Annotated in this window: 25 protein-coding genes; 17 read left to right on the top strand and 8 right to left on the bottom strand. The window is 69.3% G+C overall.

From position 1 onward, the window contains the following. Window position 1: 1 nt before the first annotated feature. The 3 genes from Aau02nite_RS15720 to Aau02nite_RS15710 form a co-directional block, all read right to left on the bottom strand. Entirely contained in the window at window positions 2-784 is a 783-nt protein-coding gene (locus Aau02nite_RS15720; protein ID WP_246595173.1) for an SRPBCC family protein, read from the bottom strand. A gap of 74 nt (window positions 785-858) precedes the next feature. After that, window positions 859-1,611 (bottom strand): hydrolase, encoded by a 753-nt coding sequence (locus Aau02nite_RS15715; RefSeq protein ID WP_212989162.1) that lies wholly within the window; start codon window positions 1,609-1,611, stop codon window positions 859-861. 113 nt (window positions 1,612-1,724) lie between these two features. Next, entirely contained in the window at window positions 1,725-3,281 is a 1,557-nt protein-coding gene (locus Aau02nite_RS15710; RefSeq protein WP_212989161.1) for a methyl-accepting chemotaxis protein, read from the bottom strand. A gap of 211 nt (window positions 3,282-3,492) precedes the next feature. On the opposite strand from Aau02nite_RS15710, the gene Aau02nite_RS15705 reads away from it, so the two are divergent. Then, the gene (locus Aau02nite_RS15705) at window positions 3,493-4,341 is read left to right on the top strand and encodes a peptidoglycan DD-metalloendopeptidase family protein (RefSeq protein WP_212989160.1); all 849 of its coding nucleotides are present in this window, start codon (window positions 3,493-3,495) and stop codon (window positions 4,339-4,341) included. A 136-nt stretch (window positions 4,342-4,477) separates the two neighbouring features. Here Aau02nite_RS15705 and csrA read toward each other — a convergent pair whose 3' ends face one another. The 5 genes from csrA to flgN are packed head-to-tail and all read right to left on the bottom strand — an operon-like array spanning window position 4,478 to window position 8,009. Continuing rightward, complete coding sequence (gene csrA, locus Aau02nite_RS47385) at window positions 4,478-4,729, bottom strand: carbon storage regulator CsrA (RefSeq protein ID WP_212989159.1); 252 nt, start codon at window positions 4,727-4,729, stop codon at window positions 4,478-4,480. Between the two features lie 49 nt (window positions 4,730-4,778). Then, entirely contained in the window at window positions 4,779-5,177 is a 399-nt protein-coding gene (gene fliW, locus Aau02nite_RS15695) for a flagellar assembly protein FliW (protein WP_212989158.1), read from the bottom strand. Between the two features lie 41 nt (window positions 5,178-5,218). Continuing rightward, window positions 5,219-6,133 carry a flagellin N-terminal helical domain-containing protein gene (locus tag Aau02nite_RS15690; RefSeq protein WP_212989157.1) on the bottom strand — a complete coding sequence of 305 codons (915 nt, stop codon included), beginning with the start codon at window positions 6,131-6,133 and terminating at the stop codon, window positions 5,219-5,221. Between the two features lie 8 nt (window positions 6,134-6,141). Continuing rightward, window positions 6,142-7,524, bottom strand: a complete 1,383-nt coding sequence (flgK, locus tag Aau02nite_RS15685; RefSeq protein ID WP_212989156.1) for a flagellar hook-associated protein FlgK — start codon at window positions 7,522-7,524, stop codon at window positions 6,142-6,144. Then, complete coding sequence (flgN, locus tag Aau02nite_RS15680) at window positions 7,524-8,009, bottom strand: flagellar export chaperone FlgN (RefSeq protein WP_212989155.1); 486 nt, start codon at window positions 8,007-8,009, stop codon at window positions 7,524-7,526. Before flgN ends, flgK begins: the two co-directional genes overlap by 1 nt. 239 nt (window positions 8,010-8,248) lie before the next feature. On the opposite strand from flgN, the gene Aau02nite_RS15675 reads away from it, so the two are divergent. From Aau02nite_RS15675 to Aau02nite_RS15600, 16 genes are all read left to right on the top strand, one after another. Next, window positions 8,249-9,073 carry a flagellin N-terminal helical domain-containing protein gene (locus Aau02nite_RS15675; protein WP_212989154.1) on the top strand — a complete coding sequence of 275 codons (825 nt, stop codon included), beginning with the start codon at window positions 8,249-8,251 and terminating at the stop codon, window positions 9,071-9,073. A 114-nt stretch (window positions 9,074-9,187) separates the two neighbouring features. Continuing rightward, window positions 9,188-10,660, top strand: coding sequence for a flagellar filament capping protein FliD (fliD, locus tag Aau02nite_RS15670; RefSeq protein WP_212989153.1), 1,473 nt, complete (start codon window positions 9,188-9,190; stop codon window positions 10,658-10,660). A 17-nt stretch (window positions 10,661-10,677) separates the two neighbouring features. Further along, the gene (gene fliS / locus Aau02nite_RS15665; RefSeq protein ID WP_212989152.1) at window positions 10,678-11,070 is read left to right on the top strand and encodes a flagellar export chaperone FliS; all 393 of its coding nucleotides are present in this window, start codon (window positions 10,678-10,680) and stop codon (window positions 11,068-11,070) included. 5 nt (window positions 11,071-11,075) lie between these two features. Then, window positions 11,076-11,399 (top strand): hypothetical protein, encoded by a 324-nt coding sequence (locus tag Aau02nite_RS15660; RefSeq protein ID WP_212989151.1) that lies wholly within the window; start codon window positions 11,076-11,078, stop codon window positions 11,397-11,399. A 184-nt stretch (window positions 11,400-11,583) separates the two neighbouring features. Continuing rightward, window positions 11,584-11,931, top strand: coding sequence for a flagellar basal body rod protein FlgB (flgB, locus tag Aau02nite_RS15655; RefSeq protein ID WP_212989150.1), 348 nt, complete (start codon window positions 11,584-11,586; stop codon window positions 11,929-11,931). Between the two features lie 5 nt (window positions 11,932-11,936). Beyond that, complete coding sequence (locus tag Aau02nite_RS15650) at window positions 11,937-12,332, top strand: flagellar basal body rod protein FlgC (protein WP_212989149.1); 396 nt, start codon at window positions 11,937-11,939, stop codon at window positions 12,330-12,332. Between the two features lie 2 nt (window positions 12,333-12,334). Then, window positions 12,335-12,679: a flagellar hook-basal body complex protein FliE gene (fliE, locus tag Aau02nite_RS15645; RefSeq protein WP_212989148.1), complete on the top strand. Its 345-nt coding sequence runs from the start codon at window positions 12,335-12,337 to the stop codon at window positions 12,677-12,679. 1 nt (window position 12,680) lies between these two features. Continuing rightward, window positions 12,681-14,279: a flagellar basal-body MS-ring/collar protein FliF gene (gene fliF, locus Aau02nite_RS15640; RefSeq protein ID WP_212989147.1), complete on the top strand. Its 1,599-nt coding sequence runs from the start codon at window positions 12,681-12,683 to the stop codon at window positions 14,277-14,279. Between the two features lie 41 nt (window positions 14,280-14,320). Then, a complete protein-coding gene (gene fliG, locus Aau02nite_RS15635) occupies window positions 14,321-15,346 on the top strand; it encodes a flagellar motor switch protein FliG (RefSeq protein WP_212989146.1) in 1,026 nt (341 codons plus the stop codon). Beyond that, a complete protein-coding gene (locus tag Aau02nite_RS15630) occupies window positions 15,330-16,004 on the top strand; it encodes a FliH/SctL family protein (protein ID WP_246595172.1) in 675 nt (224 codons plus the stop codon). Before fliG ends, Aau02nite_RS15630 begins: the two co-directional genes overlap by 17 nt. A 13-nt stretch (window positions 16,005-16,017) precedes the next feature. After that, window positions 16,018-17,325, top strand: a complete 1,308-nt coding sequence (locus Aau02nite_RS15625) for a FliI/YscN family ATPase (protein ID WP_212989145.1) — start codon at window positions 16,018-16,020, stop codon at window positions 17,323-17,325. A gap of 89 nt (window positions 17,326-17,414) precedes the next feature. Further along, window positions 17,415-18,089: a flagellar export protein FliJ gene (locus Aau02nite_RS46460; RefSeq protein ID WP_246595171.1), complete on the top strand. Its 675-nt coding sequence runs from the start codon at window positions 17,415-17,417 to the stop codon at window positions 18,087-18,089. Next, on the top strand, window positions 18,086-19,045 hold the full coding sequence (locus Aau02nite_RS15615; protein WP_212989144.1) for a transglycosylase SLT domain-containing protein: 960 nt from the start codon (window positions 18,086-18,088) through the stop codon (window positions 19,043-19,045). The genes Aau02nite_RS46460 and Aau02nite_RS15615 overlap by 4 nt, the downstream gene beginning before the upstream one ends. Window positions 19,046-19,073: 28 nt before the next feature. Continuing rightward, entirely contained in the window at window positions 19,074-21,173 is a 2,100-nt protein-coding gene (locus Aau02nite_RS15610; RefSeq protein ID WP_212989143.1) for a flagellar hook-length control protein FliK, read from the top strand. Between the two features lie 82 nt (window positions 21,174-21,255). Further along, window positions 21,256-21,747, top strand: a complete 492-nt coding sequence (locus tag Aau02nite_RS15605) for a flagellar hook assembly protein FlgD (RefSeq protein ID WP_212989142.1) — start codon at window positions 21,256-21,258, stop codon at window positions 21,745-21,747. Window positions 21,748-21,750: 3 nt separating this feature from the next. Further along, window positions 21,751-22,950 (top strand): flagellar hook protein FlgE, encoded by a 1,200-nt coding sequence (locus Aau02nite_RS15600; protein ID WP_212989141.1) that lies wholly within the window; start codon window positions 21,751-21,753, stop codon window positions 22,948-22,950. Window positions 22,951-23,109: the final 159 nt, after the last annotated feature.

Raw genomic sequence — 23,109 nt, 5'->3', positions numbered from 1 at the left:
GTCACCAGTCGTGGTCGCCGCCGCGCTCCTCCTCGTGGATGACGCCGTCGCCGCGGACGTCGCGGGAGCCCATCGCCTTGCCACCCATTGGCGCGGAGCCGCCGCTCACCGACCGCGAGCCGCCGATCCGGCGGCCGGGGGCCAGCACGTCGTCCAGGTCGGCGGCGCTGGTGATGCCCGGCGCCGAGGTGATGTCCACGTCGGTGCCGGCGTTGGCGTTGCTGAACTCGCCGGCGCTGGTGCCCCAGCCGGCACCGGGATGCGGCCGGCCGCCGCGGGCCCGGGCGGCGACGGAGGCGGGTGAGGCCGGGTTGCCCGGCGTGCCGGCGAGCTGCTTGGAGCTCGCCCCGCGCAGCTGCAGGTCACCCAGCTTGCCGGTCTCGATCAGGCCCTTGAAGGCGTCCAGGTCGGCCTTGAGCCGGCGGCGCAGGGTCTCCTGACCGTGCCGGTCGCTGGGCAGCAGGAAGGCCACATCGGCCTCCAGCTGGGCGACGATCTGGGTCCGGGTCTCGCCCATCGGCCGCAGCGTGATGGTCTCGGCGAGCAGTGGTCCCTCGGTGGTCGCCCAGGAGACCCGCTCGTCCAGGGAGCGCTCGGTGATCCGGGCGTCGAACTCCCGGCGGTGGCCCTCGACGTCCATGATCCAGTGGGTGCGGTCGTCGCCCACCCGGGTCACCCGCTGCACACCGGTCATGAACCGCGGATAGTTCTCGAACGTCGCGATCTGCTCGTACACCGTGTGCAGCGGGGCACCGACCTCGACGGCCTGCTGAACCATACTCATCGCATCTCTCCCATGCTGAAGTGCTGGCATGACCGAGAGTACGTATGCGATTACGGATCGCGGCCGGTTTCCGATCAGACCCGGCGCACGTACTGCCAGTGCCCGACCTCGCCGGCGTACCGGGCGTCACTCGCCGCGACCAGCGCCACACCAGCCTCCCGCAGCATGGCCACCACCCGCGGGGACGGGCCCCGCCAGGCCTCGCTGATCTCGACGGCCGTACCGGTGACCAGACAGGCGGTGGCCAACGCGGCCAGCATCTCGCCGGTGACCGCGGACTCTTCTACGCCGACCTGGGTGAGCAGGCTCAGCGGACGGGCGAGCTGCGCCGGGGCGTACCGGGAGGCCCGGTCCATGCCTTTGATCGTCGCCGTCACCACGATCTCGGCCACCTCGTCCGCAGTGAGCTCGCCGGTGGCGAGCCGGGCGCGTACCTCACGCGGCAGCATCGGGCCGGTGGCCATCGGCAGCCGGGACACGGCCACCGACACCGCCTCCAGGTGGCCCAGGTCGGCCGGCCAGGCCAGCCAGCCGTCGCGCTGGACGACCTCGACCTCGGCGGCGATGCGCAGGTTCAGCTCGGTCCGCCGGCGGGCCCGGCGGATGGTGTCCGCGTACGCGGACAGCCACGTCGTCTCCGGCCCCACCTGGTCGGCGAAGGTGACGGAGCTCAGCCCGGCGTGGTCGGCGGCGGAGACGATCAGGCCCACGCTGTCCCGGCCGGCCGCGAACCCGGTGTGCACATGGGCGTCGGCCCTCAGATCCAGGGCGGCCGCCGGGGCGGCGAGGGTGGTGCCGTCCAAGACCGATTCACGCTCTGCACCCACGATGACTCCCGAGACCGTTTCCCGCCGGACGAGTTCATCTCGCCCTGGGGATTACGGTGCGGCCCCGGTGTTGTGGACCGGGGCCGCACCAGGTGCAGTCCGGGTGCGTCCGGTCAGAGCCGGAAAGCGCCGACCAGAGTGCGCAGTTGCTCGGCGGTGCGGGCGACCTCTTCACTGGCCTGCCGGGTCTGGGTGACCCCCTGCACCGCGTTGGCGCTGGCGGTGGAGACGTCGGAGATGTTCGCGGCGATCCGGCTGCTGCCCGACGCCACCTCGCCGATGCTGCGGCTCATCTCGCCGGTGGTGGCGGTCTGCTCCTCCACGGCGCTGGCGATCGTCGTCTGGAAGTCATTGATCTTGGCGATGACCTCGCTGATCCGGCCGATCACCTCGACCGCGCCGCCGGTGTCCTGCTGGATCGCGTTGACCCGGGAACCGATGTCCTCAGTGGCCCGCGCGGTCTCCTGGGCCAGGTCCTTGACCTCGCTCGCCACCACGGCGAAGCCCTTGCCCGCGTCACCGGCCCGGGCCGCCTCGATGGTCGCGTTCAGGGCCAGCAGGTTGGTCTGCTCGGCGATCGAGGTGATCAGCTTGATGACGTTGCCGATCTCGGCCGACGACTCGCCGAGCTGCCGGATCGTCTCGGTGGCCTGCGCCGCCTCGGCGACGGCGACCGCGGCGATCTGGGCCGCCTCGCTGGTGTTGCGGGAGATCTCCCGGATGCTCAGGCCCATCTCCTCGGAGCCCGCCGCGACGGTCTGCACGTTGCGGGAGATCTCCTCCGCCTCGCTCGACGCCGAGGAGGTCTGGGCGTCGGTGTTGTGGGCGGCGTCGGCGATCTGCCCGGCCACGGCCGAGAGCTCGGTCGCCGAGCTGGCCAGGGTCTCGGCCTCCTGGCCGATCGTGGTGAGCGAGCGGTGGATCGAGGCGACGGCAGCGTCGAGCCCGGTGGCCATCCGGCCGAGCTCGTCGCGGGTCGTGATGCCGCTGCGCTGGGTCAGATCCCCCTTCTGCAGCGCGTCGATGACCTCACCGAGCCGCTGCACCGGGCGCAGGATCGACCGGGCCAGCGGTACGGACAGCCCGATCAGCAGGATCAGCCCGACGAGCCCGACGAGCCACGCCGCCCGCTTGGTGTCACTGACCGCGTCGGTCATGGCCGCACGCTCCTGCTCGGCCGTAGCCGTCACCTTCTCGTTCAGCGCCCCGAGCTGATCGTCCACGGCGTGGTTGCGCTCGGCGATCTGGTCGGTGTTCACCGCGGCACCGCCGGGAACCAGGGACTGCTGGACGAATCCGGAGATGAAGGTGCCGAATTCGTTCACGTCCGGCCGGATCGTCCCGAACTCGGCCGCCAGGGCACCGGTCAGCCCGCACCCCTCGACCCCGTCGGCCGCCTCGGTCGCGGAGGTCACGTCGTCGGCGACGTCCTGCGTGACGTCGTGCTTGAGGGCGGACCGGTACGCGTCTACCTTGAGCTCGCTCTGCCTGGTGTCGAGGTGGTTCAGCGCCGCCAGACAGACCTCCAGCGTGCGCACCTCGTCGGACTGGGTGACGACCCTGTTCTGTCCCTGCACCGTGATCGTGGCTAGAGCGACCAGTGCCAGCACGCCGACGAGCACGATAAGCGTCAGACGCTTGGCGATGCCCATTTCCGTCAATCTCGACATCCACGTCTCCTTCGGAAGCGACCATGTGCCCGCGCGTCCGGGCTCACGATGCGGCACTAGTTCCATCTTCAGACCGGATCGGCCTACTCGCGCCGGTTTTTATCTATTTGCCGCAACTGTTCTGCACTGACGGAGCACCGGAACCCGCATCCCGCGCTCGGCAGCCTGGCCTGATCGAGACGCGTCCGCGTACGGCCGAAGGGAAGAACCCATGAAGCGACGACATCAGCGCACCGCCCTCGCCCTGCTCGCCGCGGTCAGCACCGTCGGCAGCTCCCTGACCCTCAGTTCCGGCCCGGCCGCCGCATCCGGCACCGCCCGGATCGCCGGCACCGGCAAGGTCGTCACCGGCGGAACACCGCTCAACGCGCGTAGCGCCCCGTCCGCGGGCAGCCCCCGGATCGGCACCATCAGCAACGGCGCCACCGTCTCGATCATCTGCCGGATCGCCGGCCAGTTCATCAGCGGGACCGTCACGAACACCGGTTACTGGGACCGCCTGGCCGACAACGGCTACATCTCCGACGCGTACGTCCAGCGTGGCGCGTTCCCCATTCCCAAATGCCCGGCCCCCGCCGCACCGATTTCGGCCGCACCGTTGCCGCCCGTGTCGGGCACCTGGATGCTTCCCGTCGCCGCCGGGCTGATCAGCGGCTTCCGCACCACGGCCCGCCCGGCGCACGACGGCATCGACCTGGCCGCCACCCGCGGCACCCCGATCCGCGCGGTCGCGGCCGGCACCGTGATCCGCATGGTGTGCAACGTCTCCAGGGGAAGCTGCGATGTGGACGGCAGCCCCGCGCTGAAGGGCTGCGGCTGGTACGTCGAGGTCCAGCACGAGGGCAACCTGGTGACCCGGTCCTGTCACATGGTGCGGCGCCCGTCGGTCACGGTCGGCCAGCGCGTCCCCCGCGGCGCGATCCTCGGCTACGTGGGCACGTCGGGCTCGTCGTCCGGCCCGCACCTGCACTTCGAGGTGCACGCGGGCGTGCCGGCGACCCGGGAGAACGCCGTCGAGCCGATCGCGTTCTTCCGGGCGCGCGGGCTCTCCATCCGCTGATCCCGTCCATCCGCTGATCCCGGCACCGCCGTCCACCCGGGCGGCGGCGCCGGTCCGGCCCGCCAACCGTTGCCGGGCAAGCCAACGGGCCGGACTCCCACAGGGAGCCGGCCCAGATTGGTACCACTATGGAGGGTCAGTCGCCCGGAGGTTCGACCATGGCCGGGCGCAACATCTCGGTCACCGCGCGGACGGCGTCCTCATCCGGCGACGCCGCCTCACGGTTGGAGGTCTGCAGCTCCCGAAACACCTCTTCACGGTGCACTCGAATGCTGCGCGGAGCCTCGATCCCGATGCGGACTACGTCACCGCGGGTCTCGAGCACGGTCACTACGACGTCGTCACCGATCATCAAGCTCTCGCCGGCCTTCCTGGTCAGCACGAGCATCGCAGTCGCCCCTTCTCCATCCGTGGACAGGACATCGGTGCGGACTCGCTCAGTAATCCTTGCGCATGACTGCGCGTACCGGCAGGCTGCTGTCGTTGAGGACCACCTGCATGGCCCGTCGGCTGTCCCGGTCCACGATGATCGGGGCCAACAGGTTCGCCGTCGTCTCGTTGGCACCGGCCGTGATGACCACCATCACCAGGAGCCGATCCGGATCCTTGGTGTTCAACGCGGCGAGCACCTGGTTCTCGATCTCCGGCGCGTAGTCCGGGAAGAACGGCTCCGGCGGTGCCACCAGGAAGCGGAGTTCCGGGTCCTGGATGGAGGTGAACGCGTACAGCAGGCCCTGGTCGTTCAGCCGGACGAGAATGAACTGCTGGTGCGCGGGAAAGCCGGGCATGGGCACAGCCATGTCAATGATCGGCATTTCCAGGTCGATGTCGGTCATGGATGCCCCAATCGGCCGGGACTCGGTGCGTGTACTCATGGTCACCTCAGGTAGTCGATGAGCGACGGTTGGATAACCTTGGCCGCGGCGGCCAAGGCGGCCTGGTACGAGGTCTCCTGCAGCTTCATGTCCATAATCGTCTTCGGCAGATCGATGTCCTCGATGTCGGACAACTGCGACGTCACAGACAGCAGACGGTCCTGCGCGGACTCCTTCATCTGCGTCATCCGATTATATCGTGAACCGATCTCGGAAACTGCCGATCGCAACTGATCGCCGGCCTTGTCGAGTTGCTGCAGATTGGTCTGCAACTGAGTATCGTCGCCGGCCCTGATACCCGCGGAGATATCCTGCAGCACCCTGAAGAGACCGGTGGCATCGTCACCGAAAGCCTCCACGCCGGTCACGTCCACCCGCACCTTGGCTCCGGAGCCGACCGTCCGCGAGACACTGGTGTCCGCGGGGCTGCTCGGATCGTAGGTCGCGCCCTGGTACACACCGTTCCCGTCGTACGCCACTTCGCCCACGGTGGTGCCACCGAAGACGGGCCGATCGAGGTATCTGGTGTTCGCCTGGGCGATCAGGGTCTCCCGGATCTGGTCGATCTCGGCAGCCAATGCCTCCTTGGCCAAGACACCGGAGGTGGAAGTGTTCAACCCCTGCAGGGTCAGATCACGGGCCTTGTTCACCAGGGCCGAAGAACTGCCCAGCGTGTCCTCCATCGTACTCAGCCAGTTCAGCCCGTCCTCGGCATTGCGGATGTACTGCTGACTCGCCCGCGATTCGCTACGGAACTGCAGCGCGGACACCGTGCCGGCCGGTGAATCCGACGGCCGGTTGAGCTGCTTACCGCTCGACAGCTGATCCTGAATCTTCGCACCTTGCGCGAGATTGCGTTGCAGATTGGCCAGCACCCGGGTATGGATGCTCTTTTCGGTGACTCTTCCGCTGATCATTGATACTCCTACCTTCCGACCAGGCCGGTGCGGTTGATGAGCTGGTCGAGCATGGAATCGATCGTTGTCAGCACCCGGGACGCGGCCTCGTACCCACGCTGGAACGTCAGCAGGTTGGTCATCTCCTCGTCGAGATTGACCCCGGACTGCCCCTCGCGGGCCGCATCGATCTGCGCGGCCACGACCCCCTGGATCTCAGCGCGGCGCACGGAGCCCTGCGACACGACCCCGAGCTGACCGATCAGCTCCTGGTACTCCCGATCCGGGCCGTCGGCCCTGTCGCCGATGTCCGCGATCGCCTCGGCCACCGAGCTGTCCCGGGTGCCGGGGGCCCCGGACACCGCGACTTTGTCCGGGTCGGTGATCAGGACCTTGATCGTGCCGGCCGAGTTGCCACCGAAGAAGGCGGCTCCGGTGTCGCCGTCGGCGCTGTAGCCCTGGCTGTGCAGAGCGTTCACCTGGCCGATCAGATTCTGGGCGATCGAGTCGAGATCGGCCGCGAGATCGGGGATGATCCTGGTCATCGTGTTGGTCATCGCGCCCACGGTGCCGCCGGCTTCGGCCGGGGTGCCGCTGTCCTTCCAGGTCAACGCCACCGGAGCGGCGGCCTGGTCGGCCAGCCGAGCGGCCCCGGTGTACTCGACCTTCCGCGTCACAGCCCCGGTGACCAGCGTGGAGCCGCCGATGAAGACGTCCATGCCGCCGTTCGGCCGCTTGGCGGCGGTGGCCCCGGTGAGCTCCGAGAGCCGCATGGCCAGCAGATCCCGGCGGTCCTCCAGCTCGTTGACCGTTACACCTGAGGCGTTCGCCTGGATGATGCTGCTGTTGAGCTGGGCGATCGATCCCGCCGTGACGTTCACCTCGTCGACGTAGACGTCCATCGAGTTCCGGCTCTGGCTCCACTGCCGGGCAAGCGCGTCGTGAGCGCCGTTCAACTGGTCGGCGACGATGGCACTCTGTTGGATGAGGGCGGACCGGCTGGCGGTGAGCTGCGGATTGTTCGCCACATCGCTCCAGCCGCCCCACATGTCCTGCAGCTGGGCCGCGAGCGCGGTGTCACTCGGCTCCGCGAAGGCGTCCTCGATCGAAGCGTACGACGCGCTCTGGCTGGCGAGATAGGCACTCGTGCCGTGTTCGGCCCGTCCCCGGCTCTCCAGGTACTCGTCACGCAGGCGCTGCACAGCGGAGACTGCGACACCGGTGCCGATCCCGTCCGTCTTGGCCCACATGGACGGCACAACCGCGCCGACCTGAGCCTGCATGACGACGCGTTGCCGGGTGTATCCCTCGGTGTTGGCGTTCGCGATGTTCTGACCGGTCACATCCAGACCGCGACGCTGGGCGTAAAGCGAGGTCAGTGCGGTGTTGATACCGCCGAAGCTACTGCCCATCAGATTGCCTCATCCACTAGACTTGGCCGGCGCAAGCCGCCGCTGACGGCTTTTCCTTGCGGGCTATAGGTTTCCACGGTGTCGGCGAACGCGAGCATGGTTTCGCGAGCTGCCCGCTGACCCGCGGTGAGCAGGTCCCGGTTGATCTCCGCCATGGCGGAGATCTCCGACGTCAGCGTCAGGAACGCCCGGCGGTGCTGATGCAGGAGATCTCCCCAGGGCGCGGGCGCGGTGTCCGCCAGCTCCCCCAGAGACGCCTCCGCGCTGAGCCCCAGCTCGATCGCGACAGCCTGGGAATAGGCCGCCCTGGCGACCTCGGTCTGCCGGATCTGGTCCAGCACCACCTCTACTTCACGCGTGGCGTGCGCGAGCCAGCGGGACCGATTCGAGGCGAGCAGCAATTGCTCCTCCTCCAGCTTGAACAGCAGCAGTTCCAACAGCTCCCGTGCGCGCCACAGGACGCTGGACAGGTCGGTCAAGCTCACGGCTCCTCCGTCTCCGCGAGGGGATCCCTCCGCTTCATCGGAAACGTCGGCAGGCGCCAGCCGTCTCTGAGGGGTTGAGGGGCGCCGGGTTGCCTCCTGGCGGGCCGGCGTTCGGAAAAAGTCGCGAACAAACTTCGGATACCCCTCAGGACGGACCGTGGCCGACCGATCTCTGATGGCGTAAGCAAAACGGCTCATGGACGGGCCGGGTCAGGACCCCACTCAAGGAGGAAATTCAAATGGGTCTTCGTATCAATCAGAACATCGCTGCCCAGAACGCCTACCGCAGCCTCTCTGTCTCCGACAACCAGATGTCGAAGTCGCTCGAGAAGCTGTCGTCGGGTTTCCGGATCAACCGGGCAGCCGATGACGCCGCGGGTCTCGCCATCAGCGAGGGTCTGCGGAGCCAGGTCGGTGGCCTCAAGGTCGCCGCCCGCAACGCCCAGGACGGCGTCAGTGTCGTCCAGACCGCTGAAGGTGCGCTGAACGAGGTGCACTCGATCCTGCAGCGCGGTCGTGACCTGCAGGTGCAGGCCGCGAACGGCAGCAACAGCACCGACTCGCTGGCTGCGATCAACTCCGAGCTGACCGCCCTCGGCGACGAGATCACGGCCATCGCCGGGCGCACCGACTTCAACGGTGTGAAGCTGCTGGACGGAAACGCCAACCTGACCTTCCAGGTGGGCGCGAACAGCAGCGACACGCTGTCGGTCGACATCAGCGACCTCGACCTGACCGCTGCGGCCGCGTCGCTCACCACTGCGGCGACCAACAACGCCGCAGCCGGCTCTGCGGCAGACATCGATCTGATCGACGCTCAGATCAAGCTCGTCTCCGGCGAGCGGGGCAAGCTGGGTGCCTCGCAGAACCGGCTCGAGCACACCATCAACAACATCAACGTGTCCGTGGAGAACCTGTCGGCGTCCGAGAGCCGGATCCGCGACACCGACATGGCGCAGGAAATGATGAGCTTCACCCGCTCGCAGATCCTGTCCCAGGCGGGCACCGCGATGCTGGCTCAGGCGAACCAGTCGCAGCAGGGCGTTCTGTCCCTCCTGCGCTGATAGCAGCGTCCAACAGCTCAACCAACTGAATAGACAACCGAATAGACGGGCGGCCGGCGACCTCGCCGACCGCCCGTCAGGTATCGGCACCGACGAAGAGAAAAGAGCGCCGCGATGGCTATGAGCGTCGACGGACTTGTCACCGGCATGAGCACCTCGGACACAGTCAAGCAGCTCATGCAGGTCGAGGCCCTTCCCCAGACGGCCCTCAAGACCAAGATCACTGTGCACAACCGCACAGTGACCGCATACCAGAGCGTGAACAGCAAGATGGCGGGTCTGGTCACCGCGGCCAAGGCGCTCGACGACCCGGCCAGCTGGGCCGGGATCAAGGCGACGTCGAGCTCGAACGCCGCCGTGGTCACCGCGCTTCCCGGCGCGTCCGCCGGCTCGTTCACCTTCAAGGTCGATGCGCTGGCGGCGGCGCACACGGCCACCTTCACCGGAGCGTCGGTCTCCTCGCCGAGCGATGCCCTGCTCGCGCCCGTCATGGCCGGCGACACCTTCGACATCAGGCTGGCTGACGGCACCACGAAGACGCTGACCCCGACGGACAGGTCGCTGAAGTCGGTGGCCGCGGCGATCAACGGCGACCCCGACTCCATGTTCAAGGCCGCGACGGTGCAGGTGGGGCCGGGCCAGTACACACTCCAGCTCACCGCGAAGGCCTCCGGCGCGGACGCCGCCTTCTCCAACGGCCTCACCGGCGCGGACGACGACCTCAGTGGTGCCCTGACCGGCCTGACCCTCGGCGGTCCCACGCTCACCAGCCAGGGTGCCGACGCCCGGCTCCAGGTGGGCACCACGGCGGACGCCTACTTCATCACGTCACCGACGAACACCTTCGCCGACGTGCAGCCGGGGGTGACCGTCACCGCCACCAAGAAGCAGGCTGCCGACGACGCGCCCGTCACCATCAGCCTCGACATCGACGCCGAGGGTATCGCCACCAAGCTGCAGGCGCTGATCGACAGCGCCAACACGGCGCTCACCGAGATCGCGGCACAGAGCCGGGGCAAGAACGGCACCGTCGCGGCCGGAGCGCTGGTCGGTGACACTGCGATGCGCAAGCTGAGTCAAGACATCATGAGCACCGTTTCCGGCGGTGCCGGCGCGCTGGGATCCTTCAACACGATCGGCATCGGGCTGGACCGCAGCGGCAAGCTGACCTTGGACAAGGAGGCGTTCGGCAAGGCTTTCACCGCCGACCCCGCCAAGACCCAGGAGTACTTCAATTCCTACACCGAGGTGCCCCACGAGAAGGCCAGTCCCACCAAGTTCGACCCGGGCTGGGACCAGGCGCAGGGCCTTGCCAGCAAGCTGCTGACGGTCGGGTTGCAGGCCACCGAGGGCGTGAAACTGCCCACCGATCCGCCGGGCAGAGTGAAGGAAGGCACGCTGCAAGGCCTCATCCAGCGCCGTACCGACTCCATCGAATCCCTCAACGACCAGGTCAGCGCCTGGGATGTCCGGCTGGATCTGCGCAAGTCGGCACTGCAGCGGCAGTTCTCCAACCTCGAGGTCGCGATGGGCAAGATGCAGCAACAGTCCTCCTGGCTGGCGAGTCAGCTCGCCGGCCTCGGATGAGCGGAGCCAGTTCCCTCATGACCACACCTTCACCGGCCATGCGCGCCCGCTACATCGCTGACTCCGTCGCCACCGCTTCACCGGCCAAGCTGCTGCTGATGCTCGTCGACCGCCTGCTCCTGGATCTCAACCGCGGCGAACAGTCGCTGCTGGCCGGCGACCGGGTTGAGGCCAACACCCACCTCAAGCATGCCCAGGACATCGTCACCGAGCTCCACGTGTCGCTGAACCTGGACCTCTGGGACGGGGCCGCCGGCCTGGCCGCCCTCTACGGCTTCGTCCAGACCGAACTGGTCAACGCGAACGTGCGCGGCGACGCGGCCAAGGTCAAGGCGGTCCTGACGCTGATGGAGCCGCTTCGCGACACCTGGCGTGAGGCGGCACTGGCCGTCGCGGCATCCGAGGAGTGATCTCGATGGCCGACGAATGGCGGCAGGTGTGGATCGCCGCTCTCGATGAGCTCGAGGCCGACGTCGAGGCCGTCGAGCGGATGATCGCCGAGGAGCACCGTAGCCAGGAACTGCCGGCGGCAACCCCGTGGGCGCCGCCGCCCGGCATCGGAGCGATCCCGTTGGATCTGCGGCCCCGGGCGGACTTCATCCTGACCCGGCAGCTGGAGGCGGCGAAGGCGGCAGCCCTGGCCATCACGGCCAACCGGCGGCAGACGGCGTTCGCCTCCCGGGTGGAGGTCGGCACCTCCGGCAAGGGTGTGCCCACCTACATCGACTGCGCCATCTGAATCACCTGCATCACCGGCATCGGACCCGGGGCCCCAGCAGGGGTCTCGGGTTCTTGCGTGCAACCCACCAGCAACCGGTTGGTACTCAGCGGATCGGCCGTCGGGCCGAAACGGAATGTACGAGCAACGGATTGCTCGACGATCGCCAAGGACGGGCGCCTGTTGCACCGAGAAGGGAGCTGCCGTGTTCGATGACGTCTCTTCGTCAGCGCTCCGCGTCGCAGTGGCCGGCCTGTCCGCCCGCCAGAACGCCATCGCCAACAACATCTCGAATATCGAGACCCCCGGCTACCGGGCTCGTAAGGTCAAGTTCGAGGAGGCGCTGAGCAGCGCCGTCGCTCACGGCCAGTCGCCCTCGACGGTCTCGCCGAGCGTGCAGAACTCGCTGGAGCCGACGCGGCTGAACGGCAACAACGTCAACCTCGACGAGGAGACGCTCTCGCACATCGACACGACGATGCGCTATCAGCTGACGCTGCGCGCCCTGGACGGTAAGTACGGACTGATCCGCGACGCGATCAAGGGGGCCTGAGGTAGATGAGCACCTTCAACGCGATCGGCACCGCAGCATCCGGCGTCACTGTCTACCGCAAGTGGCTGGACGCCGTCTCCGACAACATCGCGAACATGGACAACGTCAGCAAGACGTCCGAGAACGCGTTCCAGGCCCGGTACGTAGTCGCCCAGGAAGCCCAGGACGGCAACGGCGCGCAGGTGGGCGGCATCGCCTACGGCAGCGCGGAGGGTTTGCTGTCCTACGAGCCGGACAACCCGATGTCCGACACCGAGGGCTACGTGCGCCGGCCGGACATCGACCTCGGCAGCCAGATGGCCCAGCTGATGATGGCGCAGCGCGCGTACCAGGCGAACCTCTCGGTCGTGGACCGGGCGCGGGAGTCTTACAACGCGGCGATCCAGCTCGGGAGGGCGTGACCATGACCTCTCCGATCAGCGCGCTCGGCGCGGTCAGCGGCCTCAGCGGCATCGGCGGCGTCGGTGCTGTCGGCGGTGTCGACGGCATCGCCGGGGCCGGCGTGAGCCAGGCCGTCACCGGGCCGAACACCGACTTCGCGGGCATGCTCTCCAAGGGCCTCGAGAGCGTCCAGGGAGCCCAGTCCAAGGCCTCGGACCTGGCCGTGCAGGTGGCCAACGGCACGTTGCAGGACCCCGCCCAGTACACGATGGCCTCCACCGAGGCCGCGCTGGGACTGCAGCTGACCATGGCGATCCGCAACAAGGCCGTGGAGGCCTTCCAGGAGATCATGAGGATGCAGGCCTGATATGAGCGACCGACTCCCCGCGCCCGTCCGCAAGGTCGGTGACAGCTTCAAGTCCTTCACCCCGGGACAGAAGGCCGTCACCGTCGCCGCCGTGCTCGCTCTCCTCATCGGCGGCTACTTCTTCGCCACCTGGGCGTCGAAGCCCTCGTACTCCGCCCTGTTCAGCAACCTGTCGAGCAAGGACGCCAGCGCGATCGTCGAGTCGCTGCAGAAGACCGGCACGGCGTACGAGCTGAGCAACGGCGGCAGCACCATCCTGGTGCCCAAGGACCAGGTGTACGACCTGCGGCTGCAGCTGTCCGGCGAGGGTCTGCCGGGCGAGTCGGACACCGGCTACGCGCTGCTGGACCAGCAGGGCATCACCACCAGCGACTTCATGCAGCACACGAACTACCAGCGCGCGTTGCAGGGCGAGCTGGCCAGCACGATCAAGTCGATCGACGGCGTGGAGGCGGCGACGGTCAACCTGGTGCTGCCGCAGAAAGACGTGTTCGCCGATGACCAGAACAAGACAACCGCCTCGGTGCTGGTGCAGTCCGCCTCGAACAAGCCGCTGACGGCCGAGAAGGTCCGCGCGATCGTGCACCTGGTCGCGTCGAGCGTCGAGGGTCTCGACCCGGAGCAGGTCACCGTGGCCGGCGCCGACGGCAAGATCCTGTCCACCGGCGGCGGCGCCGCGGTGGCCACCGGCGGTGACAGCGGTACGGAGTCGCAGACGGTCGCCTTCCAGAACCGTCTCAACGCCTCGCTGCAGAACATGCTCGACAGCGTCGTCGGACCCGGCCACGCCGTGGTGACGACCACCGCTGAGCTGGACTACGACCAGACCGAGACGACCACCGAGCGCTTCACGTCGGACCCGTCCGTCGCCGCGCTGTCGGAGAGCATCAGCCGTGAGGCCTACAACGGCAACGGCAACGGCACCGGCGGTGTGCTCGGCCCGGACAACATCCAGGTGCCGAACGGCACGGCGAGCAACGGCGCCGGGCAGTACGAGAACAGCAACACCGTGCGCAACAACGCCGTCAACAAGACCACCGAGGCCCGCCGGAGTGCGCCGGGCAGCATCAGGAAGCTGAACGTGGCGGTCCTGCTGGACAGCACGACCGCCGGTGCGGTGAACGCCGCCGACGTGCAGGCGCTGGTCAGCGCCGCGGCCGGGGTCGACGCCACCCGTGGCGACACCATCGCGGTCAGCGCCATGCCGTTCGACACCAGTGCCGCCACCGCGGCCAAGGACGCGCTCGCCGCGTCCGCCGCCGCCGAGCAGTCCGCCCGGCAGACCTCGCTGATCAAGACCGCGGCGCTGGCTCTGGTGGTGCTGATCCTGTTCTTCCTGGCCTGGCGGGCGAGCCGGCGGGCGAAGAAGCGCAAGGCCCTGACCCCGGCCGAGCTCCGGCACCTCGAGGAGATGCAGGCCGCGCTCGAGCAACAGCGCCTGGCCCAGCTCAACGCGGCGATCCCCTCGCCCGCGATCGAGGCCGCGAACGCCGACCTGGAAGCCCTCGAGGAGCGCCAGCGCGAGATCGAGCAGATGGTCGAGGACCAGCCCGAGGAGATGGCCGCCCTGTTGCGCGGCTGGCTCGCCGCCACCCGCTAGGCCCGTAGGCACGTCCACCCCTGGTTCAAGGAGGAACCGCGTTGACCGCACCCGGACTGAGCACGACGTCGATGACCGGCCTGCGCAAAGCCGCCATCCTGATGGTCCGGATGGGCAAGGAGTATTCGACCCGGGTGCTCGCCAACATGAAGGAGAACGAGGTCGAGGAGATCTCCGCGGAGATCGCCCGGCTGGGCAAGCTGGAGCCGCAGGTCGTCGGCGACGTCATCGACGAGTTCTACGTCCTGGCCACCACCAAGCACGCCGGCGCCGGCGGCATGGCGTACGCCCGCGAGCTGCTCGAGGCGTCGCTGGGCACCGAGCGAGCGCAGCTGATCCTGGACCGGCTGCAGGCCTCGATGACCGACATGCCGTTCAACTTCCTCAGCCACGCCGACCCCCGGCAGCTGCTCTCCTACGTACAGCACGAGCACCCGCAGACGATCGCACTGGTGCTGGCGCACATCCCGTCGGCGCTGGCCAGCTCGATCCTGTCCGGGCTGGCCCCCGAGGTGCAGTCGGACGTCGCACACCGGATCGCCGTCATGGACCGGACCTCGCCGGACGTGATCCGTCAGGTGGAACTGGCTCTGCAGCGCAAGCTCTCCACCGTGTTGCAGCCGGACGAGCTGTCCACGGTCGGCGGCCTGGACCCGCTGGTCGACATCATCAACCGGGCCGACCGCACCACCGAGCGTCTCATCCTGGAGGCCCTGGAGGCCCGCAACCCGGAGATCGCCGAGGAGATCCGGCGGCGGATGTTCATGTTCGAGGACATCGTCAACCTCGACGACCGCTCGGTGCAGCTGGTGATGCGCCAGGTCGAGCCGTCCGACCTCGCCACCGCGCTCAAGGGCGTGGCGGAGGAGGTCCGCAGCAAGGTCACGCAGAACCTCTCCGAGCGGGGCCGGGAGAACCTGCTGGAGGAGATCGACCTGATGGGCCCGGTCAAGGTGAAGATGGTCGAGGAGGCCCAGACCAAGATCGTCGCGGTGATCCGCGCGCTGGAGGACTCCGGCCAGATCGAGATCCAGCGTGGGGGCGAGGCCGATGAGCTCATCGAGTGACGACGGGCCGGTGCTGCGGGGCAGCGTCGCCGAGGCGGCCACCGCGGCCCGTTTCGGCGTTGACCTGCGCCGCGGCGTACCCGAGGACAGCGCACCGGTCGAGCGGGCCAAGCAGCAAGCCCGGACCACCGGTTACGCCGAGGGCTGGGCCCAGGGCCAGCGGGCCGCGGCGCTCGCGGCCGAGGCGGCCGCCGAGCGGGCCCGGGCCGTGGAGCAGGCGCACGATCACCGTCGCGCGGCCGCCCTGGCCCAGGCCGTCAACGCGCTGGGCCGGGCCGTCACCAACCTGGAGACCCAGCTGATGCCCACCCTGCACGAGCTGCAGGAGGCGGTGCTGGCGCACGCGTTCGAGCTGGCCGAGGCCATCGTCGGCCGGGCCGTGGACGACCCGGAGGGCCGGGCCGCGGCCGCGCTGCGGCGGGCCATGAATGCCGCGCCCGAGCAGGGCGACATCGTGGTGAGCCTGCATCCCGACGATTTCCGCCATCTCGTCGGCACGGCAACCAACGCCGACTACAACTACGAGGGCCGGCCCGTGCACCTGCGGCCCGATCCGGCACTGCACCCTGGCGACGCGGTGGCCGAGACCGGCACCACGACTGTCGACGCCTCCATCGCCGCCGCTGTGGCGAGGGCGCGGGCCGCACTGAGACTGTGAAGGACTCCACCGGGTGACCGACGTCTTCCGCAACCGCATCAACGCCGCCCTGACCGCGGCGCAGCCGCTGAGCCGGGGCAAAGTCACCGGGGCGGTCGGCCTCCGGGTCACCGTCAGCGGCCTGGAGGCGCGGGTCGGTGAGCTGTTGCGGATCGGTGAAGGCGACGATGCCGTCCTCGCCGAGGTGGCCGCGATCGACGGTGACCGCCTCTCCTGCCTGCCGCTCGGCTCGATCGCCGGCATGAGCACCGGTAGCCCCGTGGTTTCGACCGGCGGCCCGCTGCGCGTCGCGGTCGGCCCGGATCTGCGCGGCCGCATCCTGGACGGCCTGGGCCGGCCGATGGACGGTGGCCCACCGCTGCGCGGCGAAATGGTGGGCATCGACGGGGCGCCACCGTCGGCGATGGAACGCCAACTGGTCGACGCGCCGATGCCGCTGGGCGTCAGGGTTCTGGACACGCTCGTCCCGTGCGGCCGCGGCCAGCGCATCGGCATCTTCGCCGGCTCGGGCGTCGGCAAGTCCACGCTGATGTCCATGATCACCCGTGGCACCACCGCCGAGCTGAACGTGGTCGCCCTGGTCGGCGAGCGAGGCCGGGAGGTACGCGAGTTCATCGAGCACGACCTCGGGGCGGAAGGGCTGGCCCGCTCGGTGGTGGTGATCGCCACGTCGGACACGCCGCCGCTGGTCCGGCTCCGGGCCGGCGCGGTGGCCACCCGGATCGCCGAGTACTTCCGCGACGAGGGCGGCGACGTGCTGCTGATGATGGACAGCGTGACCCGGGCGGCGATGGCGCAGCGCGAGGTCGGGCTCTCCGTCGGCGAGCCGCCGGCCACCCGCGGCTATCCCCCGTCAGTCTTCGCGATGCTCGCCTCCATGCTGGAACGGGCCGGCCCCGGCGCCCGCGGCAGCATCACCGGCCTCTACACCGTGCTGGTCGAGGGTGACGACCACAATGAGCCGATCGCCGACGCGGCCCGCTCGATCCTGGACGGGCACATCGTGCTCGACCGCAAGCTCGCCACCGCCGGCCACTTCCCGAGCATCCAGGCCCTCGACTCGATCTCCCGGGTCGCCAACCGGATCACCACCCCGGAGCAGCGGCAGGACGCAGCGGAGCTGCGCCGGATGATGGCCGCGCACCGCGACGTCCGCGAGCTGGTCGAGATCGGCGCGTACGTGCCCGGCACCAACGCGGACGCCGACCGGGCCACCGCGATCTGGCCGCTGATCACCGCGTTCCTGCGGCAAGGGCTGGACGAGAAAGTCAGCGCGCCCGAGGCGTGGCAGGCCCTGCGGCAGGTCATCGCCGCCTCCTGACGGTTGCAGGTCGGGTGCATTCGCTCAGCCGGGCCGTAGCCGGGCCGACCGGAGTGGTGAGGGAGCACCTCGACGTATCGGGAGGTCTTGTGAATCGCCTGTTCCGGCTCGGCCCCGTACTGCGCGCCCGTAAGGCCCAGGAGGACGCGGCGAAGGGTGCCGTCATCCAGTCCCGGCAGCAGATCCGCGAGGCACAGGCGCTGGTCAAGCGCCGGCACCTCGACCTGGCCGGTGCGGACGCGCCGACCGAGGGGACCGCGCGGGCCATGGTCGCGTCGATGGTGGCCCGGCAGTCGATGGCGGCCACCCTCTCCGGCGCACACCGAATGGTCGCCGACGCCGAGGATGTGGCCCGGGAGAAGCAGGCCGAACTCGCCGACGCGGCGAAACGGCGCCGGGCGGTGGAGCTGATGGCCGAACGGCACGCCGAGACCGTCAAGGCCCACGACCTGAAGGTCGACCAGCTCGCCGTCGACGAGATGGCGGTGACGGCCAAGGCCCGCAGCGCCGCCCGCGGGGTCGACGCGACCAGCGAGGAGCGGGCCCAGGTGCTGCGGCACGGTAAGGGCACCGCCGCCGACCGGGAGGACGTCGCCCGGGAGACCGCTAACTCGGTCGCCGCCCGGCGGCAGAGCACCAACCTCGCGCATGCCGGGCAGGTGATCACCGCCGCGCAGGCGGCTCTCGCGGTGGTGGCTAAGCAGAACGCCGGACCGGCCGATTCCCAGGACGAGAACGACGCCGACGACGGGAGCCGCGCATGATGGGTGTCCAGGGAGTCATGTCCCGCATCTCCGAGCTCAAGTCACAGCTCGGGCTCACCCCGGCCGCACCGAACGTCACCTTTGCCACGGCGCTCACCGAAGCCAAGGACGTCAAGGGCACCAAGAACAGCACCGGTGTCACCGGCCAGTCGGTGGTCGACGCCGCGAAGAAGTACCTGGGCACCCCGTACAAGCTCGGCGGCACCGATCCGGCTACCGGGTTGGACTGCTCGAGTCTGGTGCAGAAGGCGTACAAGGATCTGGGGATCGACCTGCCGCGCACCTCGCAGGAGCAGGCCAGGGCCGGCACCAAGGTCGACAGCCTGCGCGACGCGAAGCCCGGTGACATCCTCGCCTTCGACAGGCCCGTCGGTCACGTCGCGATCTACCTCGGCGACAACAAGATGATCGCGGCGCCGAAACCCGGCGACCACGTCAAGATCCAGTCGGTCTACGAGACGCCGACGCACATCCGGCGCGTGATCGACTCCGACCTCACCGCCCGCTCCGCCACCGGCACCACGGCGGCCGCCGCCGTACGCCCAGCCAGCCTGCAGAACTCCACGTCGCTGGCAGGTGTCCCGTACGCGGACATGTTCCTCAGGGCCGGCGCCAAGTACGACGTGTCGCCGAAGCTACTCGCCGCGGTCGCCAAGGTCGAGTCGGGATACAACCCGAGGGCCGTGAGCAGGGCCGGCGCACAGGGTCTGATGCAACTCATGCCGGCCACCGCCCGCGGTCTCGGCGTCGACAATTCGTTCGACCCGCAGCAGGCCATCAACGGCGCCGCGAAACTGCTCTCCGGTCACCTCAAGGAATTCAAGTCGCTGCCGCTGGCGCTGGCTGCCTACAACGCCGGCGGCGGCAGCGTGCACAAGTACGGCGGTATCCCGCCGTTCGCCGAGACGCAGGCGTACGTGCCCAAGGTCCAGAAGGCACTCCGTGCGCTCGGCTGAGTACGCACACAATGAGGGGAACCGCCGCATGACGAGCTCCGTGACCGGGCCCGACCGCAGGCCGACGACCGATGCCGGACGCCGTACCGGTGCCCGGCCCGGCGAGGGTGCGGAGTCCTTCGGATCGGCGCTCTCGGCCGAGCTGGACCGTGACCCGGCCGACCAGGCCCAGCACGCGAGCCGGCAGCGGGCCGGCCAGGCGGCACAGAGCCGGACCGCTCAGCAGCGGGCGCACGACCAGGCTGCCTCGCACCGTTCCGCCGCCGCGTTCCGGGAGGCGTCGAACCAGGTCGAGTCCCGCTCGGTCGACGCCCGGTTGCAGAACCGCGGGGCCCAGAACCGGGTCGCGCAGAACCGCGTCCTGCAGAACCGCAGCGCCGACCAGCGGGTCATGCAGCAGCAGATGTCCCAGACCCGGGCGGCGGCCCAGCGCACCACGGCCCAGCACCCGGAGGCCTCGCGCCCCGAAGCAACCCGACCTGAGACAGCCCGGCCCGAAACGGCCGCGCCGCAGACCGCACGGCCCGGGACTGCTCGGCCCGAGACCAGCCGACCGGAAGCCGCCCGACCCGAGCCGGCGGGGACCGGATCCGCGAGCGCGGAACCCTCGCGTGTCGAGACCGAGCGCCCGGCCGGGGCTCAGGACCCGCAAGCGCGGCCCGCCGAGTTGCGGCAGCCCGGAACCGGCCGGGCCGACACCGGCGCGGCGCAGGTGGCCGAGGAGACGGACGGCTCGGTCACCCGGGAATCCGAGGTCGCCGAGACCGCTCCGCTGCCCGCGATGCCGTTCCAGGGCGCGTGGGTAGCCCTCGGCCCCGTGCCGGTCGATCCGGTAGCCACCCCAGCCGCCGCCACTGCGGCCACAGTGGTCCCGGCGGCTCCGGTGATCCCAGCCGATTCACCGGCTGCGGCCGCACCGGCACCAGCACCAGCACCAGCACCAGCACCAGCACCAGCACCGACCAGCGCTCCCGCAACCGCTCAGGCAGCGGCAGCGCCGGTGGTCGACGCCGGCGCCTCGCAGGCTGTCGCATGGACCGAGGCCGAGGCACAAGCTGCTACTCCGACCGGCAACGCCGGGATCCCGCTCGCCCCGAGCAGCGCGGCGCCGACCACCGGCAGGCAAGCTGACGCCGTCGCGCAGGCAGCCGTCACGCCGCAGACCGCGTCCGCTACCCCGCCAGCCTCTCTGACCGCGCCGACGACTACGGCCCCGGCTACCACTCCCGTAGCACCGGTTGGTCCCGCCGGTGCCGAGCTCACGGGCGATGGCACTGACCCGGCGGCGCCGGTTGCTCCCGCTCCGAGCGCGACCCCGGCCGCCGCGCCGAACGCGACCCCGATTGCCGCGCCCACCACGGCAGCCGTCACATCGCAAGCGGCCACCGGGGCGGTCGTGGACGGTGCTGTCCTCGCTCCTGACGCCACGGCCACCGGTCAGCCCGACGCCGCTTCCGCCAAGGTCGAGGCTCCGACTCTCGGGCATCGGGGCGCGAGCACCGGCGGTGACGCTGCTGGGCAGGGCGCGGACGGACAACCGTCCGGCGCCGGCACGAATACCCCGCTCGCCACCACGGCGCCCGGCACGGACGTGTCGTTCGGCGTACCCGGCGTCGCTGGTGTCGCCGCCACCGCACCGACGGCGCCGGCCACGCCGACCGCCCCGGTGGCCGCCGCACCGCCGCCGGCACCGGCCACGCCCGGCCCTCTCGTCAACCAACTCGCCACCCGGATCGTGCCGCTGCGGCTGGACGCCGACGGGGTGCACCGGCTCACTGTCAACCTGCACCCCGTCGACCTCGGCCCGGTCCAGGTCATCGCCGAGATCCGCAACGGCGAGATCAACGTACAGCTGGCCAGCTCGACCGACGCCGGCCACGAGTCGCTGCGCGGCGCGCTGGACGACCTGCGCCGCGAGCTGCAGCAGGCCGGCTTCTCGAACACCTCGCTGGATCTGCGCCAGGGCACCCCGCAGGAGCAGGCTCGTCAGCAGTTCGCGTTCCTGAACAACGGCGACGGGACGCGAGGCGAGAACGGCTCCGCGACCACGGAACCAGCCCTGCCCGTCACCGCCGAGCCGCTTCTCCCCGGTGTCGACGGCAACAGCCGGCTCGACATCCAAGCTTGACCCCGAACAGGGCTAAGCGAATCGGTGCACCCGCCGAAACTGTGTGCGAGGGCCACCGACTCGAACCCAGGAGGACTTGTTCATGACGTCACCGATCGGCGGAAACGTCAGCAGGGAATTCGACGCCAGGAACGTGACCGCGACGTCGATGTACACGAACAAGACCACCACGGACGCCGGCGCGAGCAAGTCGGTCGGCGACCGGGACACGTTCCTGAAGCTGCTGGTGGCACAGCTCAAGTACCAGGACCCCAGCAACCCGGCCGACTCGACGCAGTTCCTGGCGCAGACAGCGCAGTTCACCCAGGTCGAGAAGCTCGGCGAGATCGCCGAGATGATGCAGGCCCAGCAGTTGATCGGCGCGAGCGCGCTGGTCGGCCGCACGGTCACGTATCAGGACGCGAACGGCATGACCCATACGGGCGTCGTCACCAAGACGAAGCTCAACGGAGACAGCGAACCGACGCTCGTGGTCGGGAACACGGATGTGCAGCTGTCCAAGGTCACGGAAGTCCAGCAAACCGCAACCGGACCAGCGACAACCACCGATCCCGCTACCCCGAAGGACACCTGACCCATGCTGCGTTCTCTCTTCTCCGGCATCAGCGGCCTGCGCGCGCACCAGCAGATGATGGACGTCACCGGTAACAACATCGCCAACGTCAACACCACCGGCTACAAGTCGAGCCAGACGGTCTTCCAGGACACACTCTCGCAGATGGTCAACGCCGCGGGCGCACCGCAGAACGGCGCCGGTGGCACGAACCCCGCGCAGGTCGGCCTGGGCGTGCGGACGGCCAGCATCAATGCCAACTTCAGCCAGGGCGCGGCGCAGACCACCGGCAAGTCCGGCGACATGATGATCCAGGGTGACGGCTTCTTCATCACCAAGAGCGGCGGCGAGACGGTCTACACCCGCGCCGGCTCCTTCACCTTCGACGCCAACGGCTCGCTGACCACGCCGAACGGCCAGATCGTGCAGGGCTGGAGCGCCGACGGGGACGGCGGCGTCAACGTGGCGGGCGCCCCCGGCAACATCAAGCTGCCGATCGGCATCAGCCTGGCCCCTGAGGCGACCACGAAGTTCACGCTGACCGGCAACCTGTCGTACGAGGCACCGATCGACCCCACGGGTGTCGCGCCGGGGAGCACCAAGGTGATCCCCATCCCCGTGGTCGACGGCAACGGCGTCTCCAGCACACTGAACGTGACGATGACCAGGTCGGGCCAGGACGAGTGGACCGCGTCGACGCCCTCGGGCACCCCGGTACCCATCCCGTTCGTCAACGGCAAGCCCAACGACGGCACCAATCCGATCACCAGCATCGTGCTGGACGGTCTCACCGTCGATATCACCGACATCACCCAGTACAGCGGCAACACCGAGGCCCGGGTGAGCGCCTCGGACGGCTCCGGGGCGGGCATCCTGAGCTCGTACACGGTGTCGAACACCGGGCAGATCGTCGGCGTCTTCTCCAACGGACTCAAGCAGACGCTGGGTCAGCTCGCGCTGGCCAACTTCAACAACGTCAACGGTCTGGAGAAGATCGGTGACTCGATGTTCCGCAGCACCGTGAACTCGGGTCTGGCCCAGGTCGGCGCGGCCGGCTCCGCGGGCCTCGGGCTGATCACCAGCGGCGCGCTGGAGATGTCGAACGTCGACCTGGCCCAGGAGTTCACCAACCTGGTCATCGCCCAGCGTGGCTTCCAGGCCAACAGCCGCATCATCACCACGAGCGACGAGATCCTGCAGGAGCTCGTGAATCTGAAGCGCTAGTAGACAGCACCGGCGGTTGAGCCGGGGCGGCCGTGAGGCCGCCCCGGCTTCGCTCTGTCCGGGGCGGGTCGCACCCGGAAAGTGACCGGGTGGCGCTCATCAGCAACCGCCCGCACGCCGAAGTGAACGATGACAGGCCACGGATGGCCACCAGCCGAA

Origin of the sequence: Actinoplanes auranticolor, assembly GCF_018332655.1 — a bacterium.
Taxonomy (GTDB): Bacteria; Actinomycetota; Actinomycetes; order Mycobacteriales; family Micromonosporaceae; genus Actinoplanes; species Actinoplanes auranticolor.
This window is presented reverse-complemented; position numbering and strand designations above follow the sequence as displayed.